The organism is Flavobacterium petrolei, from assembly GCF_003314435.2.
Classification (GTDB): domain Bacteria; phylum Bacteroidota; class Bacteroidia; order Flavobacteriales; family Flavobacteriaceae; genus Flavobacterium; species Flavobacterium petrolei.
The window spans coordinates 511,725-529,405 of sequence record NZ_QNVY02000003.1 but is presented as its reverse complement, the minus strand read 5'-3'; the positions used below and the strand labels follow the sequence as shown (position 1 = coordinate 529,405).

The following is a 17,681-nucleotide window of genomic DNA, read 5'->3' as shown; positions in this document are numbered from 1 at the left end:
TTATAACCTCTTAAGGTGGTTATTGCGGCGGGGCTCACCTCTTCCCATCCCGAACAGAGTAGTTAAGCCCGCCTGCGCAGATGGTACTGCAGTTATGTGGGAGAGTATGTCGTCGCCTTTCTTTGAAAACCCTGTTCCTTTCGGAATAGGGTTTTTTATTAATCCTTTTCATTATTACAAAGGTAAAAGGTACCTTAGCTCAGATGGTAGAGCAATGGACTGAAAATCCATGTGTCCCTGGTTCGATCCCTGGAGGTACCACATTATTATGCTCGGATGGTGAAATTGGTAGACACGCTGGACTTAAAATCCAGTGAACAGCAATGTTCGTGCGGGTTCAAGTCCCGCTCTGAGTACTAAAAACTTTAGTTGGCAAACGCTAGCTGAAGTTTTTTTATTTTGTAGTGCTTTTTGCTTATGTTTTTATTCTACAATTAATAGGATCAAGTCTAAAGTTTGTGGATTAGATAAGTTATGCATATAAATTAGTGAGTCTGAAAAGATAGAATTCTATATTTGCTACCCCTCTGAATTGTACTATAAATGTTTTTAATTTTTATTAAAAAATGACTTCTATTTTTTGTTATTAGAATTTATGAATCTCATTTCAGCTGTAACATTGGTTTTTATGGTATAAAAATGATTTAATATTTTATGTCAATAATTGTTTACTATTTGAGCTAATGGATTTAATGACTTAGGTTAGTTTTAGTTATTTTTAGTGTTACTTGGGTAATTTTGCAAGGCCAATTATTTCATTATTTTTTTTAAACATAGAGTACAAAGCTTGTCTTATATTTTATGTTTTACGATTATCACAATACAATTAAATATTAAATCAGCTTTTTCTAACAGTTTCCTGACCATTTAGTGTTGTTTTGGCACAGAAAGTAGCACCTTCTGGTTAGTTATTGTTTTATGTGTGTCTTCATTAGTTGAGACTTTTGATTCTAATTTTTTTTTCTTTCTTGGATTTCTAAATAAGCTCTTTTTGTGAGTTTTTAGTATGTAATTAGTATTTGATTTAGATTTTTTGTAAAGCTTTTATACCAAGTTTTTGAATATGGAAGTAGGTCATTACTTATCCAGTTTAGAAAATATTTCTTCTTAACCCATCCTATATTTGTATTCACCACAACTGCTACATCGATATCTTTATTGTGAATGACTATTTTTGTATTATAGCGATTACAGTATCAGTTCTGATTCCAGTAATTATCGGAATTATTAAACGCTTTTTCCTTTCAGCTTAGCTGGTTAAAAATGGTAAGGAGTTCTCTATTAAATAAGGAAGTTTTATCTAGTGCCAAGCGTTTGTTTATAGATAAAAGAAAAATACTCTTTAGGTGTGAAACTTGATCCCGATTTATAAGAATCACTAAGGGTATCTTTATATGGAAGTTACATTTTTATGCCGTTAACCTCTTAAAAGAAGTATTAGGATTAAAGTCATTATTGGAAAGTGTTGATTTCTTTAAAAAAGTCTCCAACTGTTGTGTTATCTGAGTTCCTTCAGTTATTAAATTGAAGTCTCTAAAAACAATTTGTTTATTGTCTTCATTAATTCATCGTATGCTACATGTACATGATGGTTATAAATCCTCGAATTTGAAAGTTATAAAGTAAAATCCCGTTAAGAGTCCTTGTGATCTCAAATTATTTTATCTTCTTGCTGAATTCAATAGATATCCTTTAAATAAAGATAAAGTATTTCTTCTCCTTTTTTATACGGAGACCGTTCAAAGTATTTGAATATAGGTTATGGTATTATTAATTTAATGAGTTCGCTGTAAGAATCTTGTATTTATTTCTAATTTTGGAATACAATTATCAAAATGTTACATTTCCCCACAGCATTTAGATTTGAGCTTTTTTCGGTCTTATTTCCGTCATTTTAGCCATTGATGATTTTCTTACCTTTACTTTCTTTATTCGTGCAATAGTGTGAAGTTTTACTTGTGACATAGGTGCTTCAACGTTGACTAAACGAGTCCCCATGTCTTGGTTGTAAATAATCCATTGAAGATCAAATTCTTTAGATTCCCATGTATTAAAAGAACTTAGGTACTTTTTGTATTGTCTTTCAATTTTCACCATTAACCCCAAAGAAGCCTGCAATTGTGTTACAAACGATAGTTATATCAGCAATTATTTGCTTAAAAAAACACACACACGTAAATTAAAGTGTATACTGATGGTTTTAGTATTTTTTGATGATTTCCAGTGAGTTTATTAGTCCTATTACGACGTTTAAATTAAACACAAACATATCTTTACGGGCGGAATATAGAATAGTAATTTTATCTAAAAATCTAGTTGAGACTAATTTTACTGCATAAAACTTTTTTCTAGGTTTTGTTTTTTTAAGAATTGATATCAGAAAGTAATTAAAAGAAATATACAAAAATATAAACTTTCAAAGTTCTCTAGATTGTAGATTTTACTGCGCCGAAAAATACTCTTTTTGTGACTCAAAAAAAGCCACTGATAAAAAAATTGTAGACTTGAAAAAAAATAAGAATGTCTTGATACGACGCTGTTTGTAAAAAGAAATGACGAGAATTTTCTATACTAGACTTCTTTTTTGTTTTAATAGGAATAACAAAAAATTATTCAAGGATGATATTTTTTCTACAAAGTTATACAAGTGAACATAGGGATTCTAAAACTCCAATTTCTTTTTTCTCAACTCGAAATTTTGTCCAAGATACACGCGACGCACCATTTCATCTTCAACAAGTTCTTCCGGAATGCCCGCTTTTAAAATCCCGCCTTCAAACATCAGATAGGTTTTGTCTGTAATCGCTAAGGTTTCCTGTACGTTGTGATCGGTAATTAAAATACCGATATTTTTATTTTTTAGCTGGGCTACAATTCTCTGAATATCCTCTACGGCAACTGGATCGACACCCGCAAAAGGCTCATCCAGTAAAATAAATTTTGGATCTGTGGCCAGACAGCGTGCAATTTCAGTACGACGACGTTCTCCACCGGAAAGTAAATCACCTCTGTTAGTACGTATGTGCTCTAGGCTAAACTCGGCAATTAAGCTTTCCATTTTTGCTTCTTGCTCGGCTTTGGATAATTTTGTTAATTGAAGCACACTTAGGATATTGTCCTCAATACTTAGTTTTCTGAAAACAGAAGCTTCTTGAGCCAAATACCCAATTCCCTGCTGTGCTCTTTTGTACATTGGATAATCGGTAATGTTCAAATCATCCAAGAATATATTGCCTGAATTTGGTTTAACCAATCCTACAATCATATAAAAAGAAGTTGTTTTTCCGGCACCGTTTGGTCCTAAAAGTCCAACGATTTCACCTTGATTCACTTCCACCGAAATGCCTTTGACAACACTACGTCCTTTATAGGTTTTAATCAGATTTTCGGCTCTTAATTTCATTTTTTTTGGTTTAATCGTTTAACTGTAAAACTGCTTACTCATTTAATTGCTTACTCGTGTCAAATAAACGAATAAACAATTAAACGATTCTATTTCTTAACAAATTATTTGGTTGCAGTTTCTTCTAATGCTTCCCAGAATTCATAGGCTCTACGTAAATGTGGTACTACAATTGTTCCGCCCACAAGGGTTGCAATTCCCATAGCTTCCATCATTTCTTCTTTGGTAACGCCTTCTTTATGGCTGGTTTCCAAATGGTATTTTACGCAGTCATCGCATCTTAAAACTGCCGAAGCCACTAATCCCAGTAATTCTTTCGTTTTTACATCCAAGGCTCCGGCTGCGTAAGCATTCGTGTCTAGATTAAAAATACGTTTTACTATTTTATTATTGTCTGCCAATAATTTTTCGTTCATTCTAGAACGATATTCGTTGAATTCTTCTATTATATCAGCCATTTACTTTTTTTTGATTTTTTACTACTATTTTTGAAATAAGGATACTCGCTTCATAAATTAACAACATCGGAATGGTTACAATGATTTGGCTTACCACATCCGGCGGTGTTACAATTGCCGCCACTATCAGAATGATAATTACAGCATATTTCCAGTATTTCCTTAAGAAATCTGGCGTTACTAACCCTAGTTTGGTTAGGAAATAGATGATTATTGGTAATTCGAAGAACAACCCGCAAGCGATCACACTTGTTTTTACCAATCCTATATACGAATCAATACTAAATTGGTTCTTTACTACATCACTGATGGTGAATGTAGCGAAAAAGTTGACAGACATGGGTACAATTACATAATAGCCAAAAAGTACACCCAGAAAGAAAAGTAACGAAGACGAAAAAATAAAAAGTTTAGCATGTTTTTTCTCTGAATCGTATAAAGCAGGGCTGATGAATTTCCAAACCTCCCACAGTATAAAGGGAAAACCCAAAATGAAACCAGCGGTGATACAGGTCCAAATCAAAACGTTGATTTGGCCTTCCATATTTGTATTTTGGATAATAAAAGGCATGTCCGTTACACAGATGCTTTCAGCAAAACCCAATTGATTGGAAAGGTCGCAAAAGAAGCGGTAGGTTATGAAATTGGCATTTGTGGGACCAAAAATAACAACATCAAAAATGTAATCACTTATGAAAAAAGTGACGGTGGCCAAGATTAATATTGCAATTGTGCTTCTAACTAGTAGCCATCTTAATTCTTCAAGATGATCTAAAAACGACATCTCGTTTAAGTTCTTTTTTGTCATTATACTATTCCTTCTTTTAAAATATCATGTAAGTGCAATACGCCTTTATATTCGCTTTCGTCAACAACTACTAATTGAGTGATGGAAAAATCTTCCATTATATTCAATGCATCCACTACCATAGCGCTGGAAGTTGTCATCTTTGGATTTTTAGTCATGATATCTTTGGCGGTTAAATCGGCAAAAGTATCTCTGTCGCTTAACATTCTTCGAATATCACCATCGGTAATAATACCAATTACTTTGTTGTTTTCAACTACTGCGGTCACGCCAAGACGTTTTTCGGAAATTTCGAAAATTACTTTCTTGATGGACGCATCCGGTGAAACCATAGGTTTTAGGCTGTGTTCCAACATGTCTTTGACACGCAACAGTAATTTTTTCCCCAATGCACCTCCCGGATGGTATATGGCAAAATCTTCTGGTTTGAAGTCACGCATTTCCATCAGGCAAACAGCAAGGGCATCTCCCATTACAAGTTGTGCAGTGGTGCTGTTTGTAGGCGCCAGATTGTTCGGACAAGACTCTGCATCTACCGTAGTGTTCAGAACAAAATCAGAACCTTTAGCTAAAAACGATGTCATGTTACCGGTGATTGCAATTAAGGTGTTTCCAAAACGTTTTAATAGCGGAACCAGTACTTTTATTTCAGGGCTATTGCCACTTTTTGAAATGCAAATGATCACATCTTCGTTTTGAATCATGCCTAAATCACCGTGAATGGCTTCAGAAGCATGCAGAAAAAGTGACGGCGTTCCGGTAGAATTAAAAGAAGCTACTATTTTTTGGGCAATAATAGCACTTTTTCCAATTCCTGTTACTACTAATCGTCCTTTCGAATTATAGATTTTTTGTGTCGCTTCGATAAAGTTTTCATCCAGAAAATCAGTTAGTTTAGCTATAGATTGGCTTTCCGATAAGATAGTTTTTTTGGCACTAGCCAATATATTTTCTTTGGTGATCAAAACAGAATGATTAAAATTTGTATGTGTAAAAGAAATTTGTACCTTTAGGTGTTGCAAATTTATACAAAATACCACATAATAAAGAATGAATCCAAACGAAATTGACATACACAAAGAATTAAAGAAGTATTTTGGCTTTAGCCAATTTAAAGGATTGCAGGAGCAAGTCATAAAAAGCATCCTGAATCAACAGAATACATTTGTGATAATGCCCACTGGCGGAGGAAAATCACTTTGTTATCAATTACCTGCATTAATTCAGGAAGGAACCGCCATTGTGGTTTCCCCTTTAATTGCTTTAATGAAAAATCAGGTGGATGCCATCAGGAGTTTGTCTTCTGAAAATGGTGTGGCTCATGTTTTAAACTCTTCTCTTACCAAAACTGAAATTGCTCAAGTAAAAAAAGATATTACTTCTGGACTGACCAAGTTGCTATATGTAGCCCCTGAATCATTGACCAAAGAGGAATATGTGAATTTCCTAAAAAACGTCACTATATCTTTTGTGGCGATTGATGAAGCACACTGTATTTCAGAGTGGGGACATGATTTTAGACCTGAATATCGAAATCTAAAACACATAATCAAGCAATTGGGTGATGTTCCTATTATTGGTTTGACAGCCACAGCGACACCAAAAGTACAGGAAGATATTCTGAAAAACTTAGATATGACTGATGCAACAACTTTTAAAGCATCATTCAACAGACCTAATTTATATTACGAAGTACGTACTAAAACGAAGAATATCGAATCGGATATTATTCGGTTTATCAAACAACATAAAGGGAAATCCGGTATTATTTATTGCTTGAGCCGCAAAAAAGTGGAGGCAATTGCCGAAGTTTTGCAGGTGAACGGAATCAGTGCCGTGCCGTATCATGCAGGATTGGATGCTAAAACCCGAGCCAAACATCAGGACATGTTCCTTATGGAAGATGTTGATGTGGTGGTGGCGACAATAGCTTTTGGGATGGGAATTGATAAACCTGATGTGCGTTTTGTTATTCATCATGATATTCCTAAATCACTTGAAAGTTACTATCAAGAAACAGGTCGTGCCGGTCGTGATGGTGGCGAAGGACATTGTCTAGCCTATTACTCCTATAAAGATGTCGAGAAATTAGAAAAATTCATGTCGGGGAAACCCGTTGCCGAACAGGAAATAGGATTTGCTTTGTTACAGGAAGTAGTGGCTTATGCCGAGACTTCGATGTCCAGAAGAAAGTTTCTGTTGCATTATTTCGGTGAAGAATTTGATGATGTTACAGGCGAAGGCGCTGATATGGATGACAACGTGAGAAATCCGAAAATAAAAATTGAGGCTAAAGATCAAGTCGTGCAACTGTTGCAAGTAGTTAGGGATACCAAACATTTATACAAATCAAAAGAAGTCGTTTTTACACTTATTGGTCGCGTCAATGCGGTTATCAAAGCACATAGAACGGATGCGCAGTCGTTTTTTGGATGTGGTTCCGATCATGACGAAAAATACTGGATGGCCTTGTTGCGACAAGTTCTGGTTGCCGGATTTTTATCGAAAGATATTGAAACATATGGTATTGTAAAAATTACGGATAAAGGATTGGATTTTATAAAAAATCCGCAATCGTTTATGATGTCCGAAGATCACGAGTACAATGAATCAGTGGATGAAGCGATAGTCACTGCTTCAAAATCTACGGGAGTTGCTGATGAAGTTCTTATGGGAATGTTACGAGATTTGCGTAAAAAAGTAGCAAAAAAAGTTGGCGTTCCCCCATTTGTGGTTTTTCAGGATCCATCTTTGGAAGATATGGCATTGAAATATCCCGTTTCTCAAGAAGAATTGATAAATATTCATGGGGTTGGAGAAGGGAAAGCCAAAAAATACGGCAAGGAATTTTTAGAATTAATTAGTCGCTATGTGGAGGAAAACGACATCATTCGTCCGGAGGATTTAGTGGTAAAATCGACCGGAGTGAACTCAGTCAATAAGCTGTATATCATTCAAAACATTGACAGAAAATTATCTCTCGATGATATTGCTTCCGCAAAAGGAATCAATATGGATGCGCTAATTAAAGAAATGGAACAGATTGTTTATTCTGGAACCAAACTGAATATCAAATATTGGATTGATGATATGCTTGATGACGATCAGCAGGAAGAAATTCACGATTATTTTATGGAATCTGAATCCGATAATATTGAATCGGCCCTAAAAGAATTTGATGGAGATTATGATTTGGACGAGTTGCGTCTGATGCGTATCAAATTTATCAGCGAAGTTGCAAACTAGTCATAAAGTCGAAAGTTTTAAAGTCAAAAGTTTTACCGTTTTGGTATTTCTTTGGATATTTAGCAATTCGACTTTATGACTTTAGACTACATATAACTCTCCACGATGCGGTTTCAAAGCATCTCGAACCTGAATCATGTTTTCATCGGTGACAACCATAAAAGCAATGGCTTGCATTTCGCCTTGAATTTCAAAACCGGTAATGCTCAACGGTAGTTTTTCAATTGCGATATATTCTTTTAAGTGAATCTCATGATGTTCCGCTGTTTTTGCGGAAGCAGGTCCACGAAAATCCCAAATCAATTTTATTTTTCTAGACATTTTTTCTAAGATTAATCGGTTAACGGTTTAAATGGTTACCTGTTTTAAAGGACAAAGTTACAAAGTCTAAATTGAAAACAAGCTAATTTGAAAAGTTGAACAACGGAATCTACTTTCAATAACAAGAATTCACTACAAAATACTACTTTTGTACCCTGATTGTTGGACGGTTTACCAAAGTCTAATAATTTAAAAATCGAATAATTTAGAAAATGCCTCAAGAACTCTTATTACAAGTATCACCGGAAATTGCAGCAAATGATTTGTTGTTAAAAAATCATTTATCCAAACAAATTAGCGTTTCTGTAAATGAAATTCAGCATGTTTCTATCCTAAAAAGATCGATTGATGCCCGCCAAAAAGCCATTAAAATCAATCTTAAGGTTTTGATTTTCATGAAGGGTGAACCTTTTCAAGAGCAAAAACTACAACTTCCGGAGTATAAAAACGTTTCTTCGGCTCAAGAAGTAATTGTTGTTGGCGCAGGGCCTGCGGGACTTTTTGCTGCATTACAATTGATAGAGTTAGGGTTGAAACCAATCGTTATTGAACGTGGCAAAGATGTTCGTGGCAGACGACGCGATTTGAAAGCCATCAATGTGGATCATCTTGTGAACGAAGATTCTAATTATTGTTTTGGCGAAGGCGGAGCAGGCACCTACTCAGACGGAAAGCTTTATACGCGTTCTAAAAAAAGAGGTGATGTAACCAGAATTTTGGAATTATTTGTTGCTTTTGGAGCTTCAGCCGATATTCTGATTGAAGCACATCCACACATTGGAACCAATAAATTACCTCAAATTATTCAGGATATTCGAGAGAAAATTATTGAATTTGGCGGACAGGTTTTGTTCGAAACCCGATTGACTGATATTTTACTAAAAAATAATGAAGTGCAAGGTGTTGTTACCCAAAAAGGCGACACGATTCTTGCTAATAAAATTATTTTAGCCACAGGCCATTCAGCTCGTGATATTTTCGAATTGTTGGATCGAAAAAAGATTTTTATCGAAGCCAAACCTTTTGCCTTGGGCGTACGGGCAGAGCATCCACAATCATTGATTGACAGTATTCAATACAGTTGTGATTATCGTGGGGAATTTTTACCTCCGGCTCCGTATTCTATTGTGAAACAAGTAGGAGGAAGGGGAATGTATTCGTTTTGTATGTGTCCTGGCGGCGTAATTGCACCTTGTGCAACGAGTCCCGGCGAAGTGGTGACAAATGGCTGGTCGCCATCCAAAAGAGATCAGGCAACTGCCAATTCCGGAATTGTAATTGAATTACAGCTGGAGGATTTTAAACCTTTTGCTAAATTTGGTGCTTTGGCAGGAATGGAATTCCAAAAAAGTATCGAACAACGCGCTTGGCATTTGGCAGGTGAAAGTCAAAAAGTTCCTGCACAACGCATGATCGACTTTACGCAAAATAGGGTTTCATCAGATATTCCTAAAACATCTTATGTACCCGGAACGACTTCAGTAGAAATGGGACAGGTTTTTCCCGGATTTCTAACACAAATATTGCGAGAAGGATTCACTGAATTTGGAAAATCGATGCGTGGTTATCTGACCAATGAATCGGTACTTCATGCTCCGGAATCCAGAACATCGTCGCCGGTACGTATTCCCAGAGATCCATTGACTTACGAGCATGTTCAAATAAAAGGACTTTATCCTTGTGGAGAAGGCGCGGGTTATGCGGGTGGGATTATATCTGCCGCTATTGATGGCGAAAAATGTGCCTTGATGATCGGTGCGATTTTGAACCAAAAATAATCGGAATAGAAATTTCGGTTGTACTACATCTTTTTCAGCTTTGACATGAATTTCGCGAATTGCCACCACTATCATTTATTATTAATTAATTGGTAGTGGTGGCTTATATTTAGCATTATAGCCACTGACTTTCAGTTTTTCTACTAAATCTATCAGTTTTTTATAGCGTTTGTTTAGTTTTTTTAAATTGGATGTTATGCTTTTTCGTTACGTTGTAGATTTTTAGATTCTCAGATGTTAAAAACTAATAGTGATTGATTGCGTGCTCATACTGTTTTTTATTTTCCAAAATAATGATTTATTCTCTGTTTCTATAGGCAGTTTTGGACTGTCAGTATCTTTTTTTGTCCATAATACAATACGATAATTTTGTATACTGATGGTCATGTTTATTTGTGTTTTTCTTTAATCCTAATTTTTATACATTATCTTCTTTGTTTATTTCGATTACAATCAATAGTTATTAGTAAAATAATAATTGATTTATTTTTAAAGCACTTTAATTTTACTACCGAATCTATCTTTTAGGAAGTAGATTTAATAAGAAATCATAAAAGTATAAATATGTTTGAAAAATTTAAAAAATCTGAAATTTTAATTTTAGTACTGGTTGTGGCGTTGATTTTTACTTCTGAATATTTTTACATTGTATTAAAAGATCCTCAGCGTGCTATTTTTATTGGTTTATGGCCCCCAACAATTTTAGGGTTTCTAATATTTTTAAACCTTAAACTCAAAAAATAATATGGAAAATGTAGAATTAATTATCATGACAGTAGTGGTAATTTTATGTTTCGTTACCTTCTTTATTTCTACTTTTAACGAATTTGAAAAAGTTGAAAAAAAAAATTTAACAAGCGAAAATAGTAGGGGTATAATATCCAGATTCTTGGCATATCTAGAAAGTTTAGTAGCAGAATAAGTGCTAATATAAGGACGTATTATTAATCTTATTCCGCAGTGGTTCATCAATTTCAAGCATAACTGTTCTAAATGCTCCAGCGTTTAATTCCGTTTTGGCGCATGCTATTATTGATTTTGATATTATTTATGAAAACACTGCAGGATTAGCTTAGTGGATAGTTTTTTGAATTCTATTTATTACACCAAAGCATTGCAAGGTAAAGTTGCATTTATTTTATGAAATAACAATTCTCTTTTTAAACTTACCACCGCCTTGATAGTTTTAAGATGCTTTCTTTCTTTTGAATTTGTCTTATAAAATGGGATTGTTTTTTTCAAATGGAGGATAGCAACTTCGTAATCGTGCCATTCTCCGAGCATATCCGACAATACCGTTTGAGTTGAAATCAGTTTTCTTGATGGGTCAATAGGGAAGATTTTCTCATTGTATTGGTACACTTTTAATCTTTTCCGAAAATGATGCATTTCATTCTTTTTAAAAATATCTTTACGAATTAGTTTTTTTATCACCTTTCTCATTCTATTCCGGTAGCGATTTACTTTTTTTTTGCCTGTTTTTGCTAAAAAATCGATAATTATGGGGTATTTTTCTTTTAACTTTTTGGTCAAGCGTTTATTTGCCAGCAAGAAAAATTTTTGTATTTCTTTGGTCTCAAGCTTTTTTAGTTGATTCGGATATTTTTTTAGTAAATTAAAACAGGGTTGTTCCTCAAGAATGGTTTGTTGCAGTTGATGTTCTCTTACTCTTCCGGCTTGTTTGAAAATAACGCTGTAAGGTTTAAAGGTTTTTCTTGGTTTAAAATTCCTGTTACAAAAGGCAGTCAACTCAAATAATGCTTTCATTTTCTTGATTTCAACTCGGAGTTCATGAAAATTTTCGACAGTATATGATTCGGGTGCTTTTTCCAAAATGAGGTTCAAAGCACTTTTTCTGGTTTTAAAATATGTTACAAGTTCTTTCATTTTACAGGCTAATAATTGATTTGATTTTCTATAAATTCCTTATACGGTTTTTAAAATCCTTTGTATGGAAACAGTTCAAGTTATTGAAGTAAATTTACAAAAAAATGGTGAAAAATATATTTAAGTTTATGTAAATCAGTTGTTTGTAATTTTATCTTCACTTAAAGGCGTAAAAAAACCGAAAATCTCTTTTCGGTTGTTTTTTTTAAAATTTTTAAAATTTTAAGTTTTAAGGTTTTATTTTTTTGCATTCATTTCCATGTAGTCTATTGTTAATTCGGACATCGCTTTCATTCCTAATACAAAACCACCCTCGTCAATATAAAAGTCGGGAGTGTGATGCGGAGCAGTTTCTGATATTGGTTTGCCTTTAGGCGCGCCACCCAAAAAGAAATAAAGACCCGGTATTTTTTCCTGATAAAACGAAAAATCTTCGGCACCTGTAACAGCAGGAGTCAGTAGAACATTCTCTTTGCCAGCAACAGCTTCTAATGTTGGAATCATTTTTTCGGTCAATGATGGGTCGTTGTAGGTAATAGCAGTTTTGTTGGTTATGGTTACATCTGCAGTGGCTCCGGCACTTTCGGCTATTGCCGTTGCAACTTGTTTTATTCTTAAATGAACCATCTGCTGTACTTTGCTGTCCAGAGAACGTATGGTACCATTCATTGTAAGTTCCTCTGGAATGACATTGCTTCGTACTCCTGCATTTATTTGTCCAACACTTATAACTGCTGCTGATTCTGTTATATTTACATTTCGGCTAACAATGGTTTGCAATCCCATTATAATCTGAGAAGCGGTAACAATGGAGTCAATTCCAAGCCATGGATAAGCGCCATGCGTTTGTTTGCCCATTATCTTTATTTTAAACCAATCTGATGCTGCCATTGTACCTTTTGGGCGATACTTTATTTTGCCAACTTCTGTTTGAGCATTAATATGCAATCCGAAAATAACATCTACATTGGGATTCGCAAGGACGCCTTCTTTGATCATCAATGGTGCTCCTCCTTCTTCGCCTTCAGGCGGTCCTTCTTCAGCAGGTTGAAAAATGAATTTAACGGTTCCTTTTAAATCATTTTTTATAGATGCTAAAATTTCGGCTGTTCCCATTAAAATTGCAATGTGTGTATCGTGCCCACAAGCATGCATAACAGGAACTACTTGACCATTATATTCCCCTTCTGCTTTGGAAGCAAAAGGAATGTCTGTTCGTTCTTTTACAGGTAATGCATCGATATCAGCTCTGAGAGCAACAACCGGACCTGGTTTTCCTCCTCTTAGAATACCCACAACTCCAGTTTTACCTACTCCTGTTTGAACCTCAATACCCAGAGAACGCAGGTGTGCGGCTATTTTTTCGGCAGTTTTAAATTCCCTGTTTCCTAATTCTGGATTTTGGTGAAAATCTCTTCTCCAAGTAATAACTTTGGGTTCTAATGTCGCTGCTTTTTGAGCTACTTTGATTTTTAGCTCGGAATTTTGTGCTGTAGCAAAAATGGAATACGTAAATAAGCCAGCATAAAGAATAGTTTTTTTCATTAGTTATAGTTTGAATTTTGGTTGGGTAACAGCTTTATTTTAATTGAAATTTAGTCTGTTTTGGTATTTAATAAAGTTGGTTTGAAACAAATATAGCAAAATTATTTTGCTAGAAGGGAATTTTAAATAGTGGCGTAAAGTATCTTTATTTGAGTAGAATATAAAAAAAAACCGCCTTGTTTATTACAACAAGGCGGCAGCTTACGAATTTATTTTTGCTTCTTTAATTTGGTCTTAAATAGTTTTTCAAACTTTTCCATTTTGGGTTGAATTACCATCTGGCAATAAGGCTGAGTTTTGTTATTCTCAAAGTAATTCTGATGATAGGATTCTGCCTTGTAAAATTTGGTCAGGGGTTCTATTGTGGTCACTATTGAGCTGTCATAAATCTTAGCTTTTTTCAGGTCATTGATAACTGTTTGTGCAGCTTTCTTTTGAACTTCATTTTTATAAAAAATGGCAGAACGGTATTGTGTTCCTACATCGGCACCTTGACGGTTTAGCGTAGTTGGATCATGAACCGTAAAAAAGACTTTGAAAATTTCATCTAGATTCGTTACGTTTTTGTCATAAGTAATCTGGACCACTTCGGCATAACCGGACCTTCCCGTGGATACATCTTCATAGGTCGGATTCACATTTTTACCGCCTGCATAACCTGATATTGCTGATTGAACTCCGTTTAAATTTTCATAAACTGCTTCCACACACCAGTAACAACCGCCGGCTAAAGTGATGGATTCAAGATTGGATTGTTTGGGTGCTTTACTTTGGGCAAACAAACTGGTTGTTGCCAAAAGGCACACTAAAAATAGTCTCTTCATATTATTTGTTATCAGGGATAAAATCAAGTGCAATTGAATTCATACAATATCTTTTTTTTGTTGGTTCTGGCCCGTCATCAAAAAGATGTCCTAAGTGACCGTCACATCTTCCACAAAGTGCTTCGATTCTTTCCATTCCAAGAGAATTATCTGTTTTATAAACCACACTGTTTTTATTGTCTTGTTCAAAGAAACTTGGCCAGCCACAATTGCTTGAAAATTTAGCGCCTGAACGAAATAGTTTATTGCCGCAGGCGGCACAATAATAAGTTCCCTTGTCGTCAGTATTCCAATATTTTCCTGTAAAAGGTCTTTCCGTATCTGCATTACGGGTCACCTCATATACATCTTCCGGCAGTACTTTTTTCCATTCGGCATCGCTTACGTTGAGTTTTGTTGTATCCGTGTTGGAATAATAGGGATTTCCGGGTTTTTTAATAGTATTTTCCATTGCGATTGTTTTTTTTGTGTTTCCTTGTTTTTTTGTTGTTTGCGCACAAGCTGTGAACATGAACAGCGGTATTAAAAATAACACGCTTAGTAACTGATTTCTTGTTTTCATTTTTTTTGTATTTAAATCACAAATGTAAAGCGGTTTTAAATTATAAAATGACGCTTACTTTGCAATTGAATTTTATTTTTATTCCGTGATGACTTTTCTGTATATACGAAAAATTATTGTTTATAGTTTTAAAAGTTTAAAGTATAATAATCTGTAAATAAGCAGTGTATTTTTAGCAATATAAAATTAGAATTTTAGGATATTCAACACTCGTTAAACTTTTCACAATTTCAAAAACCCTTCAGATACCATTTCTTTTTTTGTATTTTTGACCTGAAATACATCGATATGTTAGAAGAAAACGTAATATTAGTTAATGAGAAGGATGAGCAAATAGGATTGATGCCTAAGCTTGAAGCACATGAAAAAGCGGTCCTGCATCGTGCTTTTTCGGTTTTTGTCTTAAACAGCAAAAACGAAATCATGTTACAACAACGGGCACATCAAAAATACCATTCCCCTTTGTTGTGGACCAATACATGTTGCAGTCATCAGCGTGAGGGAGAGACAAATGTTCAGGCTGGAAGCCGAAGATTATTTGAAGAAATGGGTTTTAAAACGGAACTGAAAGAACTTTTCCATTTTATTTATAAAGCCCCTTTTGATAATGGTCTGACAGAGCATGAACTTGATCATGTGATGATTGGCTATTATAACGAGGAACCAGTTATCAATCCGGAGGAAGTCGAGGATTGGAAATGGATGAAAATTGAAGACGTGAAAATGGATATGGTCCTTCAGCCGGCATTATATACGGTTTGGTTCAAAATTATTTTTGATGAATTTTATCATTTTCTGGAAGAACACAAAAGCCCTTTGTCCCCAAATAACATATAATTCATAAACTTTATGAAAGTTACCATTTCACGGAAAGCCCATTTTAATGCGGCTCACAGATTATACAGAAAAGATTGGTCGTTTGAGCAAAACGATGCGATTTTTGGTAAGTGCAATAATCCTAATTTCCATGGGCATAATTACGAATTGATTGTTAGTGTTACCGGAGCAATAGATCCTGAAACAGGATATGTAATGGATGTGAAATTTCTAAGTGACATTATTAAAGAAGATGTTGAAAATCAGTTTGATCATAAAAATCTGAATTTAGATGTTCCGGAATTTCAGGATTTGAATCCTACCGCCGAAAATATTGTGGTGGTTATTTGGAATAAAATCAGAAAAAGAATCAAGCCTGAATTTGAATTAGAAGTGGTTCTTTATGAAACACCTCGTAATTTTGTAACCTATAGAGGAGAATAATGGAACTAAAAGTAGGGGATACAATTCCCAATTTCAGAGCTAAAGATACTAATGGAATTGATTTTGACAGTGCAACTGTAGTAGGACATAAACCGCTTGTTATTTATTTTTATCCAAAAGACAATACACCGGGTTGTACCGCCCAAGCTTGTAGTTTTAGAGATCAGTACGAGGATTTTAAGGATCTTGGTGCGGAAGTAATAGGAATTAGCAGTGATAGTGTTGGCTCACATCAAAAATTTGCTAAGCAATTCAAGCTCCCTTTTATTCTTTTGTCGGATTCAGATAAAAAAATCAGAAAGCTTTTTGGTGTTCCCACCGGAATGTTCGGATTGCTTCCGGGAAGAGTGACCTATGTAACTGATAAAAATGGCGTGGTCCAAATGATTTTTGACAGTATGCTGGCAACAAAACATATTCCCAAAGCGCTAGAAGCCATTAAAAAATTAGTGTGATTTATTGCAGAAAGCTACCGGAAACCGATTCTGACGGATGTCTATTTATGCTTTGTTTTTTCGTTATTTACCGGTTTCTGTAAATGGAGGTCTATTTTGGCTTAAACAATATGGATTTTTTATACCTTACGACTTAAAAAAAAATTACCTGAATGAAACTTTATCCTTTACAATTTGAGCCCATTTTAAAAGAGAGAATATGGGGTGGCGAAAAACTAAAAACGCTACTTCATAAGCCAATTACTTCTAATATCACAGGAGAAAGCTGGGAGCTGTCTACCGTAGAAGGTGACGTAAGTATTGTTGCAAACGGAGAATGGAAGGGAAAATCATTGACTGAATTAATCAATTTGTTCCCTGATGAAATTTTGGGAACTGCTGTTCATGCTCGTTTTGAAAAGCAATTTCCATTACTTTTTAAATATTTAGATGCACGAGAGGATTTGTCCATACAAGTTCATCCAAATGATGAATTGGCAAAAAAACGCCATAATTCTTTTGGGAAAACCGAAATGTGGTACATCATGCAAGCAGATGATAATGCACGTATAATTGTAGGTTTTAAAGAAAATTCAAATGCTGATGCGTATTTAGAAAACCTAAAAAATAAAACCTTACTTTCTATTCTGGATGATGTACAAGTACAATCAGGAGATGTTTTCTTTTTAGAAACCGGAACTGTTCACGCTATTGGTGCGGGGCTTGTGGTGGCTGAGATTCAACAAACTTCAGATATTACCTATCGATTGTATGATTTTGACCGTGTAGATGCTAATGGGAATACCAGAGAGTTGCATGTTGATTTGGCTTTGGAGGCAATTAATTACAATAAGGTAGAAACTAAAAAATCATATACCAATAAAAGCAATCAATCCAATACTGTGGTAGATTGTCCTTATTTTACCACTAACTATATTCCTTTGGACGGAGCAATTTCAGTTTCTAAATCAATAGAAAGCTTTACTGTTTATATGTGTGTTGAGGGATCCTTTGAAATAGAATACAACAACTCAAAAACGCAATATATAAAAGGAGATACTGTTTTGATTCCTGCGGCAATGAATGCATTCATTCTCAATGGAAAAGCATCGATTTTAGAAATTTACATTTCATAGTCGGTAATAGAAAGATTAT

18 protein-coding genes, 2 tRNA genes and 1 rRNA gene are annotated in these 17,681 nt (G+C 34.7%); 10 read left to right on the top strand and 11 right to left on the bottom strand.

Features of this window, described 5'->3' with window-relative positions; all coding sequences use genetic code 11:
• Positions 1–11 precede the first annotated feature (11 nt).
• The 3 genes from rrf to DR871_RS11865 all read left to right on the top strand — a co-directional run bounded on the left by rrf (position 12) and on the right by DR871_RS11865 (position 356).
• Positions 12–121 (top strand): 5S ribosomal RNA (rrf, locus tag DR871_RS11875).
• Positions 122–188: 67 nt separating this feature from the next.
• A tRNA-Phe gene (locus DR871_RS11870) sits at positions 189–261 on the top strand.
• 9 nt (positions 262–270) lie between these two features.
• Positions 271–356 (top strand) — tRNA-Leu (locus DR871_RS11865).
• A gap of 1,501 nt (positions 357–1,857) precedes the next feature.
• Here the strand turns inward: DR871_RS11865 and DR871_RS11860 are convergent.
• From DR871_RS11860 to DR871_RS11840, 5 genes are all read right to left on the bottom strand, one after another.
• Positions 1,858–2,118 (bottom strand): hypothetical protein, encoded by a 261-nt coding sequence (locus DR871_RS11860; RefSeq protein WP_129752542.1) that lies wholly within the window; start codon positions 2,116–2,118, stop codon positions 1,858–1,860.
• A gap of 544 nt (positions 2,119–2,662) precedes the next feature.
• Positions 2,663–3,403: an LPS export ABC transporter ATP-binding protein gene (gene lptB, locus DR871_RS11855; protein WP_113635311.1), complete on the bottom strand. Its 741-nt coding sequence runs from the start codon at positions 3,401–3,403 to the stop codon at positions 2,663–2,665.
• A 104-nt stretch (positions 3,404–3,507) separates the two neighbouring features.
• A complete protein-coding gene (locus DR871_RS11850) occupies positions 3,508–3,861 on the bottom strand; it encodes a carboxymuconolactone decarboxylase family protein (protein ID WP_113635309.1) in 354 nt (117 codons plus the stop codon).
• Positions 3,854–4,669: a twin-arginine translocase subunit TatC gene (gene tatC, locus DR871_RS11845; protein WP_113666475.1), complete on the bottom strand. Its 816-nt coding sequence runs from the start codon at positions 4,667–4,669 to the stop codon at positions 3,854–3,856. The genes DR871_RS11850 and tatC overlap by 8 nt, the downstream gene beginning before the upstream one ends.
• Complete coding sequence (locus DR871_RS11840; protein WP_165152684.1) at positions 4,669–5,634, bottom strand: KpsF/GutQ family sugar-phosphate isomerase; 966 nt, start codon at positions 5,632–5,634, stop codon at positions 4,669–4,671. Before DR871_RS11840 ends, tatC begins: the two co-directional genes overlap by 1 nt.
• Positions 5,635–5,719: 85 nt before the next feature.
• On the opposite strand from DR871_RS11840, the gene recQ reads away from it, so the two are divergent.
• Positions 5,720–7,915 carry a DNA helicase RecQ gene (gene recQ / locus DR871_RS11835; RefSeq protein ID WP_113666474.1) on the top strand — a complete coding sequence of 732 codons (2,196 nt, stop codon included), beginning with the start codon at positions 5,720–5,722 and terminating at the stop codon, positions 7,913–7,915.
• An 81-nt stretch (positions 7,916–7,996) separates the two neighbouring features.
• Here recQ and DR871_RS11830 read toward each other — a convergent pair whose 3' ends face one another.
• Positions 7,997–8,236, bottom strand: coding sequence for a hypothetical protein (locus tag DR871_RS11830; RefSeq protein WP_113666473.1), 240 nt, complete (start codon positions 8,234–8,236; stop codon positions 7,997–7,999).
• A gap of 212 nt (positions 8,237–8,448) precedes the next feature.
• Here DR871_RS11830 and DR871_RS11825 point away from each other — a divergent pair, with 212 nt between their 5' ends.
• Entirely contained in the window at positions 8,449–10,014 is a 1,566-nt protein-coding gene (locus DR871_RS11825) for an NAD(P)/FAD-dependent oxidoreductase (protein WP_113666472.1), read from the top strand.
• A gap of 237 nt (positions 10,015–10,251) precedes the next feature.
• Here DR871_RS11825 and DR871_RS16425 read toward each other — a convergent pair whose 3' ends face one another.
• On the bottom strand, positions 10,252–10,401 hold the full coding sequence (locus DR871_RS16425) for a hypothetical protein (protein ID WP_165355331.1): 150 nt from the start codon (positions 10,399–10,401) through the stop codon (positions 10,252–10,254).
• Between the two features lie 177 nt (positions 10,402–10,578).
• Between DR871_RS16425 and DR871_RS11820 the strand changes: the two genes are divergently transcribed.
• A complete protein-coding gene (locus tag DR871_RS11820) occupies positions 10,579–10,758 on the top strand; it encodes a hypothetical protein (protein ID WP_113666471.1) in 180 nt (59 codons plus the stop codon).
• A 357-nt stretch (positions 10,759–11,115) separates the two neighbouring features.
• Here DR871_RS11820 and DR871_RS11815 read toward each other — a convergent pair whose 3' ends face one another.
• The 4 genes from DR871_RS11815 to msrB form a co-directional block, all read right to left on the bottom strand.
• The gene (locus tag DR871_RS11815; RefSeq protein ID WP_113666470.1) at positions 11,116–11,901 is read right to left on the bottom strand and encodes a CHAD domain-containing protein; all 786 of its coding nucleotides are present in this window, start codon (positions 11,899–11,901) and stop codon (positions 11,116–11,118) included.
• Between the two features lie 237 nt (positions 11,902–12,138).
• The gene (locus DR871_RS11810) at positions 12,139–13,446 is read right to left on the bottom strand and encodes an amidohydrolase (protein ID WP_113666469.1); all 1,308 of its coding nucleotides are present in this window, start codon (positions 13,444–13,446) and stop codon (positions 12,139–12,141) included.
• Positions 13,447–13,655: 209 nt separating this feature from the next.
• The gene (msrA, locus tag DR871_RS11805) at positions 13,656–14,270 is read right to left on the bottom strand and encodes a peptide-methionine (S)-S-oxide reductase MsrA (protein WP_113666468.1); all 615 of its coding nucleotides are present in this window, start codon (positions 14,268–14,270) and stop codon (positions 13,656–13,658) included.
• A 1-nt stretch (position 14,271) separates the two neighbouring features.
• Positions 14,272–14,832 carry a peptide-methionine (R)-S-oxide reductase MsrB gene (gene msrB / locus DR871_RS11800; RefSeq protein ID WP_113666467.1) on the bottom strand — a complete coding sequence of 187 codons (561 nt, stop codon included), beginning with the start codon at positions 14,830–14,832 and terminating at the stop codon, positions 14,272–14,274.
• Between the two features lie 288 nt (positions 14,833–15,120).
• On the opposite strand from msrB, the gene idi reads away from it, so the two are divergent.
• From idi to DR871_RS11780, 4 genes are all read left to right on the top strand, one after another.
• Entirely contained in the window at positions 15,121–15,669 is a 549-nt protein-coding gene (idi, locus tag DR871_RS11795) for an isopentenyl-diphosphate Delta-isomerase (protein WP_113666466.1), read from the top strand.
• A gap of 12 nt (positions 15,670–15,681) precedes the next feature.
• Entirely contained in the window at positions 15,682–16,092 is a 411-nt protein-coding gene (locus DR871_RS11790; protein WP_113635284.1) for a 6-pyruvoyl trahydropterin synthase family protein, read from the top strand.
• Positions 16,092–16,547 (top strand): peroxiredoxin, encoded by a 456-nt coding sequence (locus tag DR871_RS11785; protein ID WP_113666465.1) that lies wholly within the window; start codon positions 16,092–16,094, stop codon positions 16,545–16,547. The genes DR871_RS11790 and DR871_RS11785 overlap by 1 nt, the downstream gene beginning before the upstream one ends.
• A 152-nt stretch (positions 16,548–16,699) precedes the next feature.
• On the top strand, positions 16,700–17,662 hold the full coding sequence (locus tag DR871_RS11780; RefSeq protein WP_113666464.1) for a type I phosphomannose isomerase catalytic subunit: 963 nt from the start codon (positions 16,700–16,702) through the stop codon (positions 17,660–17,662).
• Positions 17,663–17,681 lie beyond the last annotated feature (19 nt).